14 protein-coding genes are annotated in these 16,564 nt (G+C 65.7%); 10 read left to right on the top strand and 4 right to left on the bottom strand.

The window, feature by feature from the left end:
• Positions 1–8 precede the first annotated feature (8 nt).
• Complete coding sequence (locus tag Q9Q95_RS14070) at positions 9–362, bottom strand: DUF3060 domain-containing protein (protein WP_306097769.1); 354 nt, start codon at positions 360–362, stop codon at positions 9–11.
• Between the two features lie 656 nt (positions 363–1,018).
• On the opposite strand from Q9Q95_RS14070, the gene epsC reads away from it, so the two are divergent.
• Together epsC and Q9Q95_RS14060 are read left to right on the top strand one after the other, a co-directional pair.
• Positions 1,019–1,978, top strand: coding sequence for a serine O-acetyltransferase EpsC (gene epsC, locus Q9Q95_RS14065; RefSeq protein ID WP_306097768.1), 960 nt, complete (start codon positions 1,019–1,021; stop codon positions 1,976–1,978).
• Positions 1,975–2,757, top strand: a complete 783-nt coding sequence (locus tag Q9Q95_RS14060) for a gamma-glutamyl-gamma-aminobutyrate hydrolase family protein (RefSeq protein ID WP_306097767.1) — start codon at positions 1,975–1,977, stop codon at positions 2,755–2,757. Before epsC ends, Q9Q95_RS14060 begins: the two co-directional genes overlap by 4 nt.
• 28 nt (positions 2,758–2,785) lie before the next feature.
• On the opposite strand, the gene Q9Q95_RS14055 is transcribed toward Q9Q95_RS14060, so the two are convergent.
• Positions 2,786–4,150 carry an MFS transporter gene (locus Q9Q95_RS14055; protein WP_306097766.1) on the bottom strand — a complete coding sequence of 455 codons (1,365 nt, stop codon included), beginning with the start codon at positions 4,148–4,150 and terminating at the stop codon, positions 2,786–2,788.
• Positions 4,151–4,299: 149 nt separating this feature from the next.
• Between Q9Q95_RS14055 and cyoA the strand changes: the two genes are divergently transcribed.
• Genes cyoA through Q9Q95_RS14020 form a run of 7 tightly spaced genes read left to right on the top strand, consistent with a single transcriptional unit; the run spans position 4,300 to position 10,895 of the window.
• On the top strand, positions 4,300–5,325 hold the full coding sequence (gene cyoA, locus Q9Q95_RS14050) for a ubiquinol oxidase subunit II (RefSeq protein ID WP_306097765.1): 1,026 nt from the start codon (positions 4,300–4,302) through the stop codon (positions 5,323–5,325).
• Positions 5,326–7,326, top strand: a complete 2,001-nt coding sequence (gene cyoB / locus Q9Q95_RS14045) for a cytochrome o ubiquinol oxidase subunit I (RefSeq protein ID WP_306097764.1) — start codon at positions 5,326–5,328, stop codon at positions 7,324–7,326.
• Between the two features lie 31 nt (positions 7,327–7,357).
• Positions 7,358–7,960: a cytochrome o ubiquinol oxidase subunit III gene (cyoC, locus tag Q9Q95_RS14040; protein ID WP_306097763.1), complete on the top strand. Its 603-nt coding sequence runs from the start codon at positions 7,358–7,360 to the stop codon at positions 7,958–7,960.
• Positions 7,957–8,355, top strand: coding sequence for a cytochrome o ubiquinol oxidase subunit IV (cyoD, locus tag Q9Q95_RS14035; protein WP_306097762.1), 399 nt, complete (start codon positions 7,957–7,959; stop codon positions 8,353–8,355). The genes cyoC and cyoD overlap by 4 nt, the downstream gene beginning before the upstream one ends.
• Positions 8,286–9,059, top strand: a complete 774-nt coding sequence (locus Q9Q95_RS14030; RefSeq protein WP_306097761.1) for an SURF1 family protein — start codon at positions 8,286–8,288, stop codon at positions 9,057–9,059. The genes cyoD and Q9Q95_RS14030 overlap by 70 nt, the downstream gene beginning before the upstream one ends.
• A complete protein-coding gene (locus Q9Q95_RS14025) occupies positions 9,059–10,363 on the top strand; it encodes an ATP-binding protein (protein WP_306097760.1) in 1,305 nt (434 codons plus the stop codon). The genes Q9Q95_RS14030 and Q9Q95_RS14025 overlap by 1 nt, the downstream gene beginning before the upstream one ends.
• A 1-nt stretch (position 10,364) precedes the next feature.
• Positions 10,365–10,895, top strand: coding sequence for a response regulator transcription factor (locus Q9Q95_RS14020; RefSeq protein WP_306097759.1), 531 nt, complete (start codon positions 10,365–10,367; stop codon positions 10,893–10,895).
• A gap of 3 nt (positions 10,896–10,898) precedes the next feature.
• Here Q9Q95_RS14020 and Q9Q95_RS14015 read toward each other — a convergent pair whose 3' ends face one another.
• Complete coding sequence (locus Q9Q95_RS14015; RefSeq protein ID WP_306097758.1) at positions 10,899–14,648, bottom strand: autotransporter domain-containing protein; 3,750 nt, start codon at positions 14,646–14,648, stop codon at positions 10,899–10,901.
• Positions 14,649–14,848: 200 nt separating this feature from the next.
• The gene (locus tag Q9Q95_RS21230; RefSeq protein ID WP_371876766.1) at positions 14,849–15,289 is read right to left on the bottom strand and encodes a response regulator; all 441 of its coding nucleotides are present in this window, start codon (positions 15,287–15,289) and stop codon (positions 14,849–14,851) included.
• 579 nt (positions 15,290–15,868) lie between these two features.
• Here Q9Q95_RS21230 and Q9Q95_RS14005 point away from each other — a divergent pair.
• Complete coding sequence (locus tag Q9Q95_RS14005; protein WP_306097756.1) at positions 15,869–16,564, top strand: response regulator transcription factor; 696 nt, start codon at positions 15,869–15,871, stop codon at positions 16,562–16,564.

Genomic DNA, 16,564 nt, shown 5'->3' with positions numbered 1-16,564 from the left:
GCCGGGGCTCAGTTGCGCGGTCGGGCGATGCGGTTGCCGGCGCCGGTCACGCTGACACGCGGCTTGGCCGTGCCGGGCGCGCGCCAATAGATTTCGTTGTCCGCGCCTTCGACCCGAATCGCCGACGTGCTGGCCAGATCGATCGTGATACGGTTGCTCGCACCGGCGATCGTAAGGCTGGAACAGGCTCCGGTAATCGTCAGCACGTTGCTCGCACCCTCGACGCTTACGGCGCCGCCTCCGCAATCGAGCTCCGAAGTTTCTCCGGCTCCGCTGAACTCAGCCTGCGCACAAGCGGGTGCAGCCGCCACGCCTGCAGCCAAGGCCAAAACGACAAACGTCGCTGCTCGAAGATCGCGCATCTACTCTCCCACTCCTCACAGGAACGCAGATAGGCTATTCGAGCGGGTTCCCCGGTTCGACACGCCAGCGCCGGACGGTTGCCGTGGCCGGACGGGTCGAAGCCGGCGCAGCGTACAGGCGTCACGATTTTCGATCTTCCATGCCGCGTGGCGGTCAGGGAACGGCAAGGTGATGATCATGCCGGCGTAGCGGGAGCGGGATCCGCATCGTCGCGGCGATCAGCCCGCCCAGGCCCATCACCAGCGATACCGTCATGAGCCCGCTGCCGCCCGCAAAGAGCGCGCTGGCGACGAGGGTCCGACCGCGGATCCCCGATCCCGATCCTGATCACGAAGCCGGTGCCGCTCGCCCGGAGCGCCACGGATAGGCCTGAACGAGGATCGGGTACATGCCGACGACCCGGCGTTGATGAAGAAGGCCGCGATCGCTGCGCCGCCGATAGCGACGCCTGGGTTCGCCGTCGCCTCGCCGTGACCTGTCCGCAAGGCTCGACGGATGATCGCTGGAGCGACGATATAGATTTCCTATTCGTTGAATGGGAATTGACTTGTTGGGCGAACACGTCACCCGCGTTAGGCATCGGCAAACGTAATCATCTGCCGTGTCGTGAGGATAGGATGCCCCAGCGCCCAGCGAAGCTTTGGCCCGAGCGCCCATGACCGGATCTCTCTCGGCATCGCCGTTCACGGCGGAGATCACACAAGCGGTCTCCGCGCTCAACGCGGCGCGCCTCGCCTGGCGGGGGCGCCAGGCGGGGCGCCACGACGTGTCCAGCTTCCCCTCACCTGTCGAACTCGCACGCGCGATCGAGCATCTCGCCGCCGCGCTCTATCCGGTGCGGCTCGGCGGGTTTCGCGGGGGCGCATTACGCGAGGACGATTTCGTTGCAGGGCAACTCGCCCTTGCCCTCGCCATCCTGCGCGATCAGGTGTCGAGCGAACTCGATTATTGGCAGGGCTGGTGCGACGCGCCGTTCGAGAAGGAGCAGCCCGACACGATCGTCCGGCTGTTCGCCGCCGCGATCCCGGAGATTCGCGCGCTGGTCGACAGCGACATCGAGGCGGCATTCGTCGGCGATCCCGCCGCGCGCACCGCCGACGAGATCCTGATCAGCTATCCCGGCGCGCTGGCGATCCTCCACTACCGGATCGCGCACCAGCTTTTCTCGCTCGGGGCGGCGATCGTTGCGCGGGTCATTTCGGAGCTCGCCAACGCCCGCACCGGCATCGACATCCATCCCGGTGCGACGATCGGGCCGCGCTTCTTCATCGACCATGGCACCGGCGTGGTGATCGGTGAAACCGCGATCATCGGCACGAACGTCCGGCTCTATCAGCACGTCACGCTGGGCGCGCGCAGCCCCCTCGGGCTCGCCAGCGTCGGCCCGCGCGATCGCCTCGCCCGGCACCCGATCGTCGAGGACGATGTCATCGTCTATGCCGGAGCAACGATCCTCGGCCGCGTGACGATCGGCCATGGCAGCACGATCGGCGGCAATGTCTGGCTGCTCCGCGACGTGCCGCCGGGCAGCGTGGTGGTGCAGCCCGAGGCGGTAACGCTCGACACGCCCACCGCGCGCGAAGTGACCGCCGAGCTTCGGGCGGCCCGCGCATGACCTTTCCCTTCATCCGTCATGCGCCGTCCACACCGATCAAACCGCTGATCGGCGTGCTCTGCTGCAACGAAGTGGCAGAGCGGCCGATTCAGGCGGTGGCCAGCCGCTTCATCGAACCGCTCAGCCGGATATCGGGCGCGACGGTGCTGCTCGTCCCGGCGCTCGCCGATGCGCTCGACGCCGGAGCTTTGGCCGGCCGGCTCGACGGTCTGCTGCTCACCGGTTCGCGCTCGAACGTCGCGGGCGCGCGCTATGGCTGCACGGGCGACGACGCGCGCACCGATCTTCAGCGCGACGAAGTGGCTCTGGCGCTCAGCGGCGCGATGATCGAAAATGGACGGCCGGTGTTCGGCATTTGCCGTGGCCTGCAGGAACTCAACGTGCTGTTCGGCGGGACGCTGACCTGCGCGTCGGGGCATCAGCGAGCGGAAGGGCCGTTCGAAGCGCTGTTCGAACACGAGCACGACGTGATGCTCGAGGCGGACGGCCTGCTCGCGGTATCGACCGGATTACGCCGCCTGACCGTCAACTCGGTGCACGAGCAGGGAATCGACAGGCTGGGCGCGGGGCTGCAGGTCGAAGCGATCGCCGATGACAGCCTGATCGAGGCCTTTTCGGCAAATCCGTGCGGCGGTACGATTCTGGCAGTGCAATGGCATCCCGAATGGAATGCCGATGCCCGCCCCGAAAGCCGCGCCTTCTTCGACCTGATCGGCACGGCGCTGCACATGGGCGACGCACCGGTTACCTTGCGGACGGGCGCCCGCTCCGAACGATAGCCATTCGGATCGGGTCACCTGCCCCGCTTCAGCGCGGTGCGGTCAGACCGGCGTCCGGCTCCGATTCGATGCGTCGCGCCCATTCCTTGTTGATGCCGAGCGCGGCGAGCGTGCAGACTGCACCGGAGAGCAGATAGACCCCGACGGACCACAGTCCGAAATTGCTCGCCAGCGCGAGCGCGACGAGTGGCGCGAAGCCGGCGCCGATCAGCCATGACAGATTGGCGGTGGTCGCGGCGCCCGTATAGCGACGCTCCCTCGAGAAGCTCCCGTTGACCGCGCCGGAGGACTGGCCGAACGCCAGCCCCAGCAGGACGAAGCCGGCCAGCATATATACCGTTTCGCCAAAGCCTCCCGCGCCGAGCAATTGCGGCGCGAACCCGCTATAGGCGGCGATCAGCACTGCCGAGACGCCCAGAACCGCACGACGCCCGACCCGGTCGGCGATGACTCCCGAGGCGAGCATAGAAAGCACGCAGGCGGCCGCGCCGATGATTTCGATGACGAGGAAGCGCTCCGCCGCTTCCCCCGAATACAAGGTCACCCACGACAGCGGGAACACCGTCACCAGATGGAACAAGGCGAAGCTGGCGAGCGGCGCGAACGAACCGAGCGCGATGGTCCGGCCCTCCAGCCGCACGGTTTCCCAGAACGGCGCGGGCTGAAGCTCGCGACTTTCGAAGAGATGCTCGAACTCGGGGGTGGCGACGAGCCGCAGCCGCGCGAACAAGGCCACCACGTTGATCGCGAAGGCGACGAAGAACGGATAGCGCCAGCCCCACGACAGGAAGTCCGCGCTCGACAAGGTCGACAGGAAGAAGGCGAATAAAGCTGCCGCGACGATCAGGCCGAGCGGTGCCCCGAGCTGGGGGATCATCGCATACCAGCCGCGTTGCTTCTCCGGCGCATTGAGCGCGAGAAGCGACGGCAGCCCGTCCCACGCTCCGCCCAGCGCCACGCCCTGCCCGACCCGGCATAAAGCAAGCAACCAGACCGCGACGATGCCGACCTGATTATAGCTCGGCAGGAACGCCATCGCCATGGTCGAGCCGCCGAGCAGGAAGAGCGCAATGGTGAGCTTGACCCCGCGGCCGTGATTGCGATCGACCCACATGAAGATCGCCGAGCCGAGCGGGCGCGCGATGAAGGCGAGCGCAAACAAGGCGAACGAATATAGCGTGCCCGTAAGCGGATCGACGAACGGGAAGACCAGCGAGGGGAACACCAGCACCGAGGCGATGGCGTAGACGAAGAAATCGAAAAACTCGCTCGTCCGCCCGATGATCACGCCAATGGCGATTTCGCCGGGCGCGATCCGGTGGTCGCTGGCATTCACGACCCGGGCATCGCGTTCGAGGGGCGTCGAATTCGACGCGGCGATCGGTGCACTCATTCGCTTCGCTCCGGCAGCCTTTTGCTGTGTTATTGCGTTTGAACGCCCGTTGCACCAGAAAAGCGCCACGGCGGGGATAGGACAAAATGTCCAATGTCGGCGCAAGGGGGCGCCGGGATAGGCGGAGGTCCATGCGCGAAGACACACCAATGTCCATTGCACGCCGGCTCCTCATCCTGCTTCCGCTCGCCGCCCTTTCGGCGTGCGATCGCGCGGTGCTCGATCCCGCGGGCGACATCGCTCTCCAGCAGCGTGACATCATCTATATCTCGACGGCGCTGATGCTGCTGATCATCGTGCCCGTGCTGGCGCTGATCGTCGTGTTCGCGTGGCGCTATCGCGAGAACAACAAGGACGCGACCTACGATCCGCATTTCGACCATTCGACTGCGCTCGAGCTGGTCATCTGGTCGGCGCCTTTGCTCATCATCATCTGCCTCGGCGCGCTCACCTGGTGGAGCACGCATCTGCTCGATCCGTTCCGGCCGATCAATCGCATCTCGGCGGAGAAGGCAATCGACCCCAGGGCCAAACCGCTCGTCGTGCAGGTCGTCTCGCTCGACTGGAAATGGCTGTTCATCTATCCGGAGCAGGGCGTCGCGACGGTCAACGAGCTGGTGCTTCCGGTCGACCGCCAGGTGCGCTTCGACCTCACCTCGACCAACATGATGAACACGTTCTACGCGCCGACGATGGCAGGGATGATCTACACCATGCCGGGCATGCGCAGCACGCTGCACGCGGTGCTCAACCGACCCGGCCAGTTCGAGGGCTTCTCGGCCAATTACAGCGGCGCCGGCTTCTCCGACATGCGTTTCAAGCTCTACGGCGTCGACCAGGGCGGATTCGACGGGTGGGTGACGCGCGTGAAGGCCAGCGGCCCTCCGCTCGACACCAAAGGCTTCCTCGCGCTCGAAAAGCCGAGCGAGAAGGTCCCGGCAATGTATTTCTCGGGCGCCGAAGCCGATTTGTTCGAGCGAGTTTACAAACGCTGCGTTCGCCCCGGCACGCCCTGCATGAGCGGCATGCATGGCGGCCATGGCTCGGTTCCCCAGACCGGCAAACCCGAAGGTGCGTTGCTCAAGAAAGGCGAGGAGAAGGGTGGCGGCGAAAGCCTCACCCCGCCGCCGGGCGTGCAAGGCAAGCCCGCATCGCATTCGCACCAGGAGCGCTAAATGTTCACCGAATCGCTGGCGCGCATGATTTTCGGCCGCCTTACCTTCGAATCCTTCCCGATCCATGAGCCGATCCTGCTCGTGACCTTCGTCGTTGTCGTCCTGCTCGGGCTCGGCATCGTCGGCGCGGTCACCAAATATCGGCTCTGGGGCTGGCTATGGCGCGAGTGGTTCACCACCGTCGACCATAAGAAGATCGGGATCATGTACATGATCCTCGGCATCATCATGCTGTTGCGCGGCTTCGCCGACGCGCTGATGATGCGGCTCCAGCAATCGATCGCGTTCGGCGGCAGCGAGGGCTATCTCAACTCCCACCATTACGATCAGATCTTCACCGCGCACGGGACGATCATGATCTTCTTCGTGGCGATCCCGCTGATCGTCGGGCTGGTCAATTACATCATGCCGCTCCAGATCGGCGCGCGCGACGTCGCCTTTCCGTTTCTCAACAATCTGAGCTTCTGGCTAACCGTCGCGGGCGCATTGCTCGTCATGATCTCGCTGTTCGTCGGCGAGTTCTCGCGCGGCGGCTGGCTCAATTACGTGCCGGTCACCAACTTGCAGAACAGTCCCGATACCGGGCCCGATTACTATCTCTGGGCACTGCAGATAGCCGGCGTCGGCACCACTTTGTCCGCGATCAACATGGTCACCACGATCATCAAGATGCGCGCGCCCGGCATGACGATGATGAAGATGCCGATCTTCTGCTGGACCGCCTTGTGCAGCAACGTGCTGGCGATCGCCATCTTCCCGGTGCTCACCGGCGCCTTCGCGCTGCTGATGCTCGATCGCTATATCGGGACAAACTTCTTCACCAACGATCTCGGCGGCAACCCGATGATGTACTGGAACCTCGTATGGATCTGGGGTCATCCGGAGGTGTATGTCCTCGTCCTGCCGGCGTTCGGCATTTATTCCGAGATCACCTCGACCTTCACCGGCAAGCGCCTCTTCGGCTATTCGTCGATGGTCTATGCCACGGTGGTGATCACCATCCTGAGCTATCTGGTGTGGCTCCACCACTTCTTCACGATGGGCTCGGGCGCCAGCGTCAACAGCTTCTTCGGCATCGCCACCATGGTGATCTCGATCCCCACCGGGGCCAAGATCTTCAACTGGCTGTTCACGATGTATCGCGGCCGCATCCGCTTCGAGCTGCCGATGATGTGGGTGGTCGCCTTCATGATCACCTTCGTGGTGGGCGGAATGACCGGGGTGCTGCTCGCGGTGCCCCCGGCCGACTTCGTGCTGCACAATTCGCTGTTCCTGGTGGCGCATTTCCACAACGTGATCATCGGCGGCGTGGTGTTCGCGCTGTTCGCGGCAATGGATTACTGGTTCCCCAAGGCCTTCGGCTTCCGGCTCGATCCGTTCTGGGGCAAGATCACCTTCTGGGGCTGGGTGATCGGCTATTGGGTCGCGTGGACGCCGATCTACATCGTCGGGCTGATGGGCACGACGCGCCGGGTCAACCATTTCGACGATCCGAGCCTGCAAATCTGGTTCATCATCGCCGCGATCGGCGCGGTGATCATCCTCGTCGGCATCCTCGCCTTCGTGATCCAGATCGCCGTCAGCATCTTCAACCGCGACAAGCTCCGCGACACCACCGGCGATCCGTGGGACGGCCGCACGCTCGAATGGGCGACTTCGTCGCCACCGCCAGCGTACAACTTCGCCTTCACTCCGCAGATCCATGATCTCGATGCGTGGTACGACATGAAGTCGCGCAATGCAGAGCGGCCGACCCGCGGCTTCCATCCGATCCACATGCCGCGCAACACCGGCACCGGCGTGATCCTGTCGGTACTCGCCGCGGCGCTCGGCTTCGGCATGATCTGGTACATGTGGTGGCTGGCGATCGTGGCGACGGTGGGACTGTTCGTCGTCAGCATCGTCCACACCTTCAACTACAACCGCGACTATTTCATTCCGGCGCACGAAGTGGCGCAGAGCGAGGACGCGCGCACCACGCTGCTCGCGGCGGGAGCCTGACATGGCCGCGGACGCATTGAACGGGGAACGTATGGCCGAGCCGACCTTCTACCTCGTCGAAGAGGAGCATCACGAGCCCGGCGGCAACACGCTGCTCGGTTTCTGGATCTATCTGATGAGCGACGCGCTCATCTTCGCGACGCTGTTCGCCACCTATGGCGTGCTGAGCACCAGCTATGCCGGCGGCCCCTCTCCGCGCGAAATCTTCGAACTACCGCTGGTCGCAGTGAATACGGCGCTGCTGCTTACCTCGTCGATCACCTACGGCTTTGCGATGATCGCGATGCAGGAGGGCAAGCTTCGCGGCACCCAGCTCTGGCTGGCGCTCACCGGGCTGTTGGGCGTCGGCTTTGTCGGAATCGAGCTCTACGAATTCTCCAGCCTGATCCACGAAGGCGCGACGCCCCAGACCAGCGCATTCCTGTCCGCCTTTTTCACGCTGGTGGCGACGCATGGCCTGCACGTCACGTTCGGCATCATCTGGCTCGTCGTGATGCTGGTCCAGCTGGGCCAGCGCGGGCTCCATCCGGAGAATCAGCGTCGGCTGATGTGCCTCAGCATGTTCTGGCACTTCCTCGACGTCGTCTGGATCGGCGTCTTCACCTTCGTATATCTGCTGGGGGTCCTGCGATGAACGACGCCGTCCATGCGCCTGCCGATCATGGCCATCACGATACGCAAGGCCATGGCGCGGCCCATGCGCCTCTCTCTCGCCGCGGCTATGTGATCGGCTTCCTGATCTCGGTCGTACTCACCGCCATTCCGTTCTGGCTGGTGATGACCGGGGTGCTGCAGGATGCGCAGACTACCGCGATCATAATCGTCGCGTTCGCGGTGGCGCAGATCATCGTCCACACGGTCGCCTTTCTTCACGTCAATACGCGCTCCGAGGGGGGGTGGACGCTGCTCGCCTATATCTTCACCGGCGTCATCGTGCTGATCGTGATCGCGGGCTCGCTATGGATCATGTACCATATCAACAGCAACATGATGCCGATGCCGTCGGCGGAAATGAGCGCCCAGCCCTGAGCGGATTCCGCCGGACTTCGTTCGCCGCGCTCGCGCTGCTCGCCGCTATCGGCTTCGCTGCGCTGGGTGTCTGGCAGATCGAACGCCGCGCGTGGAAGCTCGATCTGATCGCGCGCGTCGAGGCCCGGATTCATGCGCCGCCCGCTATGCTGCCGACGCCCGGCTCCTGGCCCCGCCTCGCCATGCGGGACGCGGAATATCGGCGCGTGCGTCTGAGCGGGACGTTCGACCATGACCGCGAAACTCTGGTTCAGGCGCTGACAGAGCGGGGCGCAGGCTTCTGGGTGCTGACGCCGCTGCGTACGCCGCAAGGGACCGTTCTGGTCAATCGCGGCTTCGTTCCGCCCGAGCGCCGCCAGTCCGCAACGCGATCGGCAGGCCAGATCGGCGGCGGCACGACGGTGATCGGGCTGATGCGGGCGAGCGAGCCCAAGGGCGGCTTTTTGCGTGCGAACGATCCCGCGGCCGGCCGCTGGCACTCGCGCGATGTGGCGGCGATCGCCCGGGCGCGTCGCCTCGGCGCGGTGGCACCCTTCTTCGTGGATGCCGATGCCTCTCCCAACCCGGGCGGCTATCCGCTAGGCGGGCTGACCGTGGTAAGTTTCCGCAACAGCCATCTCGTCTATGCGCTCACCTGGTTCGCACTCGCCGCGCTGAGCGGCGGCGCGGCGGTGGTCGCGCTACGCACCCGTGGCGGGCGCTGATGGACGCACCGCTACTCGCTTTGACCCGCAGACGCTCGGGGGCACCGGCCGGCCCCTCTCCCGAGACCGCCGCAGCGGAGAATATGCGCCAGCTCGTCCAGCTGCGCTGGATCGCAGTGGCCGGCCAGACCGCGACGATCCTGCTCGTCCATTTCGTGCTGCGCGTCCCGCTGCCGGTGATCGAAATGCTCGGCATCGTCCTCGTACTCGCCTTCGCCAACCTGCTGGGCATGATCGCGCTGCCACGGCACCGGGTGTATGACGGCGAGATCATGGTGGCGCTGTTGCTCGACATGGCGGCGCTCACGCTCCAGCTTTATTTCAGCGGCGGCGCGACCAATCCGTTCATTTCGCTCTATTTGCTCCAGGTCGTGCTCGGAGCGATCCTGCTCCCTTACGCGGCGGTTGCGGTGCTGGTGGCGGCGACAGCGCTCAGCTACGCGCTGCTCAGCCTCAACTATGTGCCGCTGGCGCTTCCCGGCGGGCTGATCGCCGACCGCGCCGATCTGTTCGCGGTCGGGCAGTGGATCGGCTTCGTCATGGTGGCGAGCCTGCTGGTTTTGTTCATCACCCGGATCAGCCGCAACCTGCATGCCCGCGACGCGCACGTCGCCGATCTGCGCCAGCATGCCGCGCAGGAGGAGGGCATCGTCCGTATGGGGCTGTTCGCCTCGGGTGCCGCACACGAGCTGGGCACGCCGCTCGGCACGCTTTCGGTGATCCTCGCCGATTGGCGGCGCATGCCGGCGATCATCGGCGATCCGGAGCTCGCGACCGAAGTCGAGGAGATGCAGGCCGAGGTCCAGCGCTGCAAGGCGATCGTCTCCGACATCCTCCATTCGGCCGGGCAACCGCGCGGCGAAGCGATGGAAAGCCAGGCCGCAGGGCCGTTTCTCGACGCTGTTGCCGAAGCCTGGCAGGTCGCCTACCCACAGGTGCCGCTCGCTTATGCCGGAGCCGCGGAAGGCGCAGTGATCGCCGTCGACGCCGCGCTGCGCCAGGCGATCTGGAATCTGCTCGACAATGCGGCGGAGGCCTCCCCCACGGGGGTGCGGCTGAGCGCCACGATCCAGGACCGTATGCTGGCGATTGCTGTGTGCGACTGGGGCGACGGGTTCACCCCGGAGGCGCTCGGCCAGATTGGCAAGCTGTACCAATCGACCAAGGGCGCGGGGCATGGCGTCGGGCTGTTTCTCGCCACCAATGTGGTGCGGCGCCTCGGTGGGCGGCTCGAGGCCAGCAATCGCGTCGGCGGCGGCGCCGAAGTTCGGCTGCTGCTGCCGCTCGCACGGGCGGAGCGCTGAGATGGACGGACCGAGCCTGATCATCGTCGAGGATGACGAGACCTTCGCCCGTACCTTGCAGCGTTCGTTCGAGCGGCGCGGCTATCGTGTCCGGGTCGCCGCCGACATCGCGCAGCTCGAGGTGCTGCTCGATACCGAAATCCCCGAGCGCGCCGTGGTCGATCTCAAGCTGGCGACATCGTCGGGCCTGCCGTGCATCCAGATGCTGCACGCCCGCGATCCCGCGATGCTGATCGTCGTGCTGACCGGCTATGCCAGCATCTCGACTGCGGTCGAGGCGATCAAGCTCGGCGCGTGCCACTATCTGGTGAAGCCGTCGAATACCGACGACATCGAGGCGGCGTTCGAAAAGCCGGCAGGCGATCCAACGACGCCGCTCACCAACCGGGCTTCCTCGATCAAGACCCACGAATGGGAGATGATCAACGAGACGCTGGCCGCGACCGGCTTCAACATCTCCGAAACCGCGCGGCGGCTGGGCATGCACCGCCGCACGCTGGCGCGAAAGCTCGAAAAGCGGCCGGTGAAATAACGCTCAAAAGCGGAACGTGAGACCGGCACTCGCGCCATGATCGCGGTTGCGCTGCGAAAGCGCCCCGCGATAGCTCAGATCGACCTCGACTTGCTCGCCCAGCCGCGCGACGATGCCGATATCGCCGACGAAGCCGTCCTGCGCGATTCCCAGCCCGACGCTCTCGAACCGCGCGCCGTCCACCGTCATCGCCACCGTCGGCACCCGATCGCCGAAGACGTGCTGCCACGCAGCCGAACCCCGCAACGACACTGCGCCACCGAGCAAGGTCTCGCCACGCACGCCCAGCGTGGCATAAGTGGTCGCCATGGTATCGTGCCCCAGCGCCAGCGCTCCCGCCTCGCCGCGCTCGCGGCCTCGCTCGACGTCGAGCGCGACATGGGCGAGACCGGCAAAGGGCTCGATCGCCGCGCCGCCCAACGCGACCCGCCAGGCGAGTTCGCCGAATGCCTGCGCCGTCGTGGCGCCGTAGCGGGCGCGGACCTGCTCCTCGAGTCCGCCGCCGCTGATCTCGCGCCGCGTCGCAACGTCTTGCCAGCCGATCGCCACTCCGCCGCGCAAGGCGAGGCCGCCGAATTGCGCGCCTGCGTAGAGGCCCGTCTGGTAGCTATCCACATCGGCGTCGCCTGCGCCGCGCAGGTCGGAATGGTGATAGCCGCCGAACACCCCCAGGCGCACGCTGCCTTCCGGCACCCGCGCCTCGATGCCCGCAAGTCCGCCCGCCGCCGATCGCTCGAGCCGGGCGGCGTTGCCGTCGCTGGCATAATGCCCCCAGCTGCCGATCGCCTCGCCCCATGCCGAGATTCCCGGCGCGCCGGCGGGCGCACGCAAGCGCGACAGCGCGGCACCACGCGTCAGCCGGCTGTCCTCGACCAATGCCGTACGCAAAGAGGCGTGGAAATCGCCAGAGATGCTGTCGAACGCCGCCCGCGCCTGCACGGCGTCGGCGGCGATCACCGCATCGTATAGCGGCCCCGCGACCACGGCCTGCAACGCGGTCCCCACCGCGCGCTGGTTCGCGCTCACCGCCACGTCGCTGAACTGGACGTCGTTGCGGTCGAGGATCAGCTGCACCGTCATCGGCGTGTATTCGAGCCGCGGTGTGAGGAAGGCGAACGACGAGGATACGCCGTCGAACCGTCCTTCGATCCCCCCGAACGCCGTGAGGATCGTATAGGTCGAGGATGGGGCATAATTGCCCCCGGTGCCGACATGGAACACCGAACCGGCAAGCCGCGCCACGCCGCGCACGTACAGATTGTCGGCGAAACCGAAAGGGCTCGCCGGATCGACATCCACCTCGAAGCGCGCGCCGGGCTCGAAAGTGATGTCGCCGTCGATCCGCAGCGAAGTGACAGGTCCGACGGCCGGCCGTGCGGCACTGGGCTGAGGCGCAATGGTACCCCCACGGGCGACGAACACCGAGCCCAACTCGCCTTCGCCCGACAGCCTGCTGTTGGCCTCGACGATCACTTGCCCGCCCAGCGTGCGGTCGACGACCAGCTCGCCGCCGGCAATCCGTGTCGTCCCTTCGAAGAGGCGCGAATGCTCGGTCAGCACAAGCTTGCCGGCACCGGTCTTGGTCAGGCGACCATTTCCGCGGAATTCGGTGTCGAAGTCGACCGCGCCCGTCGTCACGCCGAGCGCAAGCTCGCCGCCCGTCAGCGTAGTCAGGTCGCTGAGATAGCGGTCGGCCTGCGCCACCAGCCGGCCTTCCTCGACGGTCCAGTCGAGCCGGCTCTCCCTGGCGAGCGTGAGGACGCCGCTGCCGCGCTTGATCATCTTGCCCGCTTGCCCGCGCAGACCGAGGACCTTGTCGGCGAAAGTGCCGTTGGCGCGCTGATCGAACACGATCGTGCCGGCATTGAGCAAGGTGTTGCGGATTGAGCCGGTGTTGCCGACCAGCGTGCCGGCCTCGACCTCGGTCGCCCCGGCATAATTGTTGACGCCCGAGAGGATCAGCGTTCCGGCGTCGCTCTTGGTCAACCGGCCGGTGCCTGAAATCGGCGCGGAAATCTCCGCGGTGATCGTCGAGGCCCATTCGCTGCCGTCGCCGACCCGGATCACGGTGCGTTCGCTGCCCGCGAGCCGCAGCCCGCTCCCAGAAAGCGCATAGCCGGTCACTGCGAACTGCATGCCTCCGGTCTGGACCGCGCCGTCGATGACGACTTGCCCGCCGCGCCCGTCGAACACCGAGAATCCGGTTCCCACATAGGCTTGGTTCTTCTTGCCGGTGCGGTCGGTCCAGCCGGCGATGTTGCTTCGCCAGACCCCGGGCCCACCTTCGATCCTGCCATCGTTGAAGCGCGTCGGATCGCTGCCGTCCCAGAACTGCATCGGCATGCCGCCGATCTCGGAGATCAGGTCGACGGCCCAGGGAATCGTCGTGCTGATCGAGACCAGCGAGCGTTCCTGCCCGGTCGGCAGGGTACCGACCTTGAGGCCGTTATTGGTGAGCTTGCCGCCGAAATTGATCAGCCGATAGACGCCTGCGCCGATCGGGCCGGTGCCGGCGATGTTGATCGTGCCGTCGAGCGTCAGATCACCCTCGACCTGGAAGAATTGCGGTGTCGCCGGAGTTCCCAGCCGGGCATCGATGATCGCGCCCGAACCGAGCGCGAGCGACGACATGGTCAGGAATTCGCCGGGAGTCCCGATCAGCCGGCCGCCCGTGCCGACACTGACATCGCCGACCCTGCCGGTTCCGCCCAGGCGGCCGCCATCGCCGACCTGCAAGGTGCCGCCCAGCGATCCCTCTACGCGCAGGGCCGCGTCCCGCACTTCGGTATGGCCGGCGAAGCCGCCCGAATTGGCAGTGAGTGTCAACAGGGCCTTTCCCGCCACGTCGAACCGCCCCGCGCCCGACAATGCGTAGCGATAGGTCGAGGTGACGCCCGCGACCTCACCCGAACTGAGTGTCACGCGCGCGCCGCTGGAAACGTCGATATTGCCGCCGAATCCCTCGGCCCGCGCGATCAGCCCGCCTTGCTCGACACGCCAGTCGAGCTGATTGCCGCCGCCGAGCGTCAGGGTTCCCGCGCCGCGCTTGGTCATCAGACCCCAGAGGCTCGACAGGCCGCCGACCTCGCCGCGGAAAGTGTCGTCGAACGCCTGATCGAAGACGACGCTGCCGCCATTCGCCAGATCGCCGCGGATCGAGCGGGTGTCCCCGATCAGCGTGCCGCCATCGACGCGCGTGCCGCCGGTATAGCTGTTGTTGCCGCCGAGGATCAGCGTGCCGAGCGCGTTATAGAGCAATCCGCTCTCGCCGGTCAGTTCGCTGTCGATCCGCGCAGTCAGCCCGTCGCCGGTGCGGATCGACGTGAACGCGCCCCCGTCCAACCGAAACTGCCCCCCGGTCAGACGATAGCCGCCAGTGCCGAACAGCATCGAGCTGATCGCGGGCACGCCTTGACTGTCGTCGATCGTCACGGTGCCGGCTGTGCCCTGGAATACCGCGAAAGCCGGCACCGGCTGCATCGGCCCATTGATCGCGCCGCCAGCATCGGTCCAGTTCGGCGCGATCGCGCTCCACGTGCCGGAACCGCCGTCGATGGCGCCGTTGCCGTGCCTCGCAGGATCACCGCCGTCCCAGAAGCGCAACGTAGGCGCCGCGGCCACAGCCTGGTCGGCGGCGACCGGCGTCTCGGCAGCTGGCGGCGCAACAGAAACTGTCTGGCTTGCCGGCGGTGCCGCGGTCTGCGCCTGCGCCGCTCCCGATGCCAGCACCGCGCCGGCTCCGCAAAGCAACATGGCACGATATCCGCCACGAGCCCGTTCTTGCCCCCAACACGCTCCGCGTCGACCGTCTAGCCGCACACGCGCCTCCCTGTTACGCTTTACTATGCGGGCATCCCCTCAGCCGCGCGGGGGCTTGGCAACGACTTTGCGACAACAGGTGAAGAAGGCGGGAGGAGACGATCGCGCGCCGCTCGGCCGCGTCGGAAGCGCCGTCAGTTCGCTATATGATGGATCTGACCTGGTCGTCTGGTTGCCATCACCGAGGCCATTTGTCGTTCGACCGCCTCGCCGCGATACGGCTTCGCAAGGACAGGCAGAACGGCCCGAAGCTCCGGTTCCAGATCCTCGGAGCGGAAATTGCCCGAGGTAAGCAGAACCGCCAGTCCCGGACGATGACGAAATATCCAGCGGGCCAGTCCGACGCCATCCTGGCTGCCGGGCATCTGAACATCCGAGAAGACGCAGTCGATCGCGCTGCCGTCACGCTGGAGAAGCAGCACGGCTTCATCCGCGCTGGCGGCTTCCATGATCAGATACCCCTTTTGCCTCAGGTGATCGGCAATCTGCGATCGAATGCGCACATCATCTTCGACGACCAGAATCCTCAGGCCCGGGCCGATACTGCGATGCGGTTGGGAGGGCGCGAGATCCATGGCTGGCAGGAGCTACAGGCCGGCGAAGAGATGACCAGTAAATAGTTGTAAATCTCCGAGGGTGCTTCCCGAGCGCATGATGTAAATTGTCGTAAATTGCCAATGTTCCTGGTCCCGGCATCGCAAGATTACTGCTATTCCGCAGTCCCTCCGGTCAAATGGTCTTGCATTTTATCGAAGCAACAACAGCTGCCGGAGGGGCGAGGCACCGACATGTTCCCCCACGGCATGATCGGGCACGCGGCCCCGCCCGGCCCGGCCCGGCGGGGCCAACCGACGATATCCGTAGGCGGCCCTGCGCAGTTGACCCCGCATCGGGAAAGGGCCGTGCCGTAGCGGAATCTCGCCCGGCCGTTACAACTGTTTACAAGGCTGCGATTGTCGCTCTCCCGTGCCGTTGCTAGCAGCGACGCATGTCGCAGAGCAGCAACCTTGGAAACGGGATCGACTTGCTGCTGTCGGACACGCTCGCAACGCGCACGCTCGTGGCGACGCAACCCTATCCTATCCTCGCTGATTCGCGACATCCGGCAGAAACGCCGATGGCTGAGCCCTATTGAGATCACACAAGGGCCCTGCATGCGTATCGCGGTAGTCGACGACGATGAAAGCGTGATCGAGTTCGCTTCGGCAGCACTGGCCGCCGCGAACCATAGCTGCACCGGCTTTCGCACCGGCGCCGCCCTGCTGGCCGCCCTGCGCCGGCAGACCTTCGACCTCATTCTGCTCGACTGGAATCTGCCCGACAGTTCGGGAATGGAGCTGCTGCGTTCGATCCGGGACGCCGTTTCGCGGGCGACCGCCATCATCATGCTGACGAGCCGATCGGACAAGGATGACGTCGCCGCTGCGCTGCATGCCGGCGCCGACGATTATGTCGTCAAGCCCGAGACCGCTACGGTAATCGCGGCCCGCGTGCAGGCAGTATTGCGCCGCGCCATGCCCACCGCCACGCAGGACCGGGTTCTGCAGTTCGGCCCCTACGCCTTCGACCGCCTTACCGAACGGGTGGATGTCGGCGACGAGGAAATCGCGTTGAGTGCCAAGGAATTTCAGCTCGCGCTCACCTTGTTCGAGAACATGCATCGGGCGCTGTCGAGAAGCTATCTGCTGGAGACGATCTGGCAGAGCGCCGCCGATCTCTCGACCCGCACGCTGGACATGCATGTCTCGCGCATTCGCACCAAGCTCAAGCTGACCCCGGAGAACGGCTACCGCATCGTGGCGATTTCTGGTTATGGCTATCGCATGGAGCGTTTCGGGGCAGAGGGTTGA

Source organism: Sphingomonas sp. DG1-23 (genome assembly GCF_030730875.1).
Lineage (GTDB): Bacteria > Pseudomonadota > Alphaproteobacteria > Sphingomonadales > Sphingomonadaceae > Sphingomonas.
The sequence above is the reverse complement of the archived record's forward strand: the minus strand, read 5'-3'. Positions and strand labels throughout refer to the sequence as shown.

Excerpts from the sequence above, each read along its gene's own strand:
- Q9Q95_RS14070 (WP_306097769.1), bottom strand. The coding sequence starts at position 362 with ATGCGCGATCTTCGAGCAGCGACGTTTGTCGTTTTGGCCTTGGCTGCA.
- epsC (WP_306097768.1), top strand. The coding sequence starts at position 1,019 with ATGACCGGATCTCTCTCGGCATCGCCGTTCACGGCGGAGATCACACAA.
- Q9Q95_RS14060 (WP_306097767.1), top strand. The coding sequence starts at position 1,975 with ATGACCTTTCCCTTCATCCGTCATGCGCCGTCCACACCGATCAAACCG.
- Q9Q95_RS14055 (WP_306097766.1), bottom strand. The coding sequence starts at position 4,150 with ATGAGTGCACCGATCGCCGCGTCGAATTCGACGCCCCTCGAACGCGAT.
- cyoA (WP_306097765.1), top strand. The coding sequence starts at position 4,300 with ATGTCCATTGCACGCCGGCTCCTCATCCTGCTTCCGCTCGCCGCCCTT.
- cyoB (WP_306097764.1), top strand. The coding sequence starts at position 5,326 with ATGTTCACCGAATCGCTGGCGCGCATGATTTTCGGCCGCCTTACCTTC.
- cyoC (WP_306097763.1), top strand. The coding sequence starts at position 7,358 with ATGGCCGAGCCGACCTTCTACCTCGTCGAAGAGGAGCATCACGAGCCC.
- cyoD (WP_306097762.1), top strand. The coding sequence starts at position 7,957 with ATGAACGACGCCGTCCATGCGCCTGCCGATCATGGCCATCACGATACG.
- Q9Q95_RS14030 (WP_306097761.1), top strand. The coding sequence starts at position 8,286 with ATGGATCATGTACCATATCAACAGCAACATGATGCCGATGCCGTCGGC.
- Q9Q95_RS14025 (WP_306097760.1), top strand. The coding sequence starts at position 9,059 with ATGGACGCACCGCTACTCGCTTTGACCCGCAGACGCTCGGGGGCACCG.
- Q9Q95_RS14020 (WP_306097759.1), top strand. The coding sequence starts at position 10,365 with ATGGACGGACCGAGCCTGATCATCGTCGAGGATGACGAGACCTTCGCC.
- Q9Q95_RS14015 (WP_306097758.1), bottom strand. The coding sequence starts at position 14,648 with ATGTTGCTTTGCGGAGCCGGCGCGGTGCTGGCATCGGGAGCGGCGCAG.
- Q9Q95_RS21230 (WP_371876766.1), bottom strand. The coding sequence starts at position 15,289 with ATGGATCTCGCGCCCTCCCAACCGCATCGCAGTATCGGCCCGGGCCTG.
- Q9Q95_RS14005 (WP_306097756.1), top strand. The coding sequence starts at position 15,869 with ATGCGTATCGCGGTAGTCGACGACGATGAAAGCGTGATCGAGTTCGCT.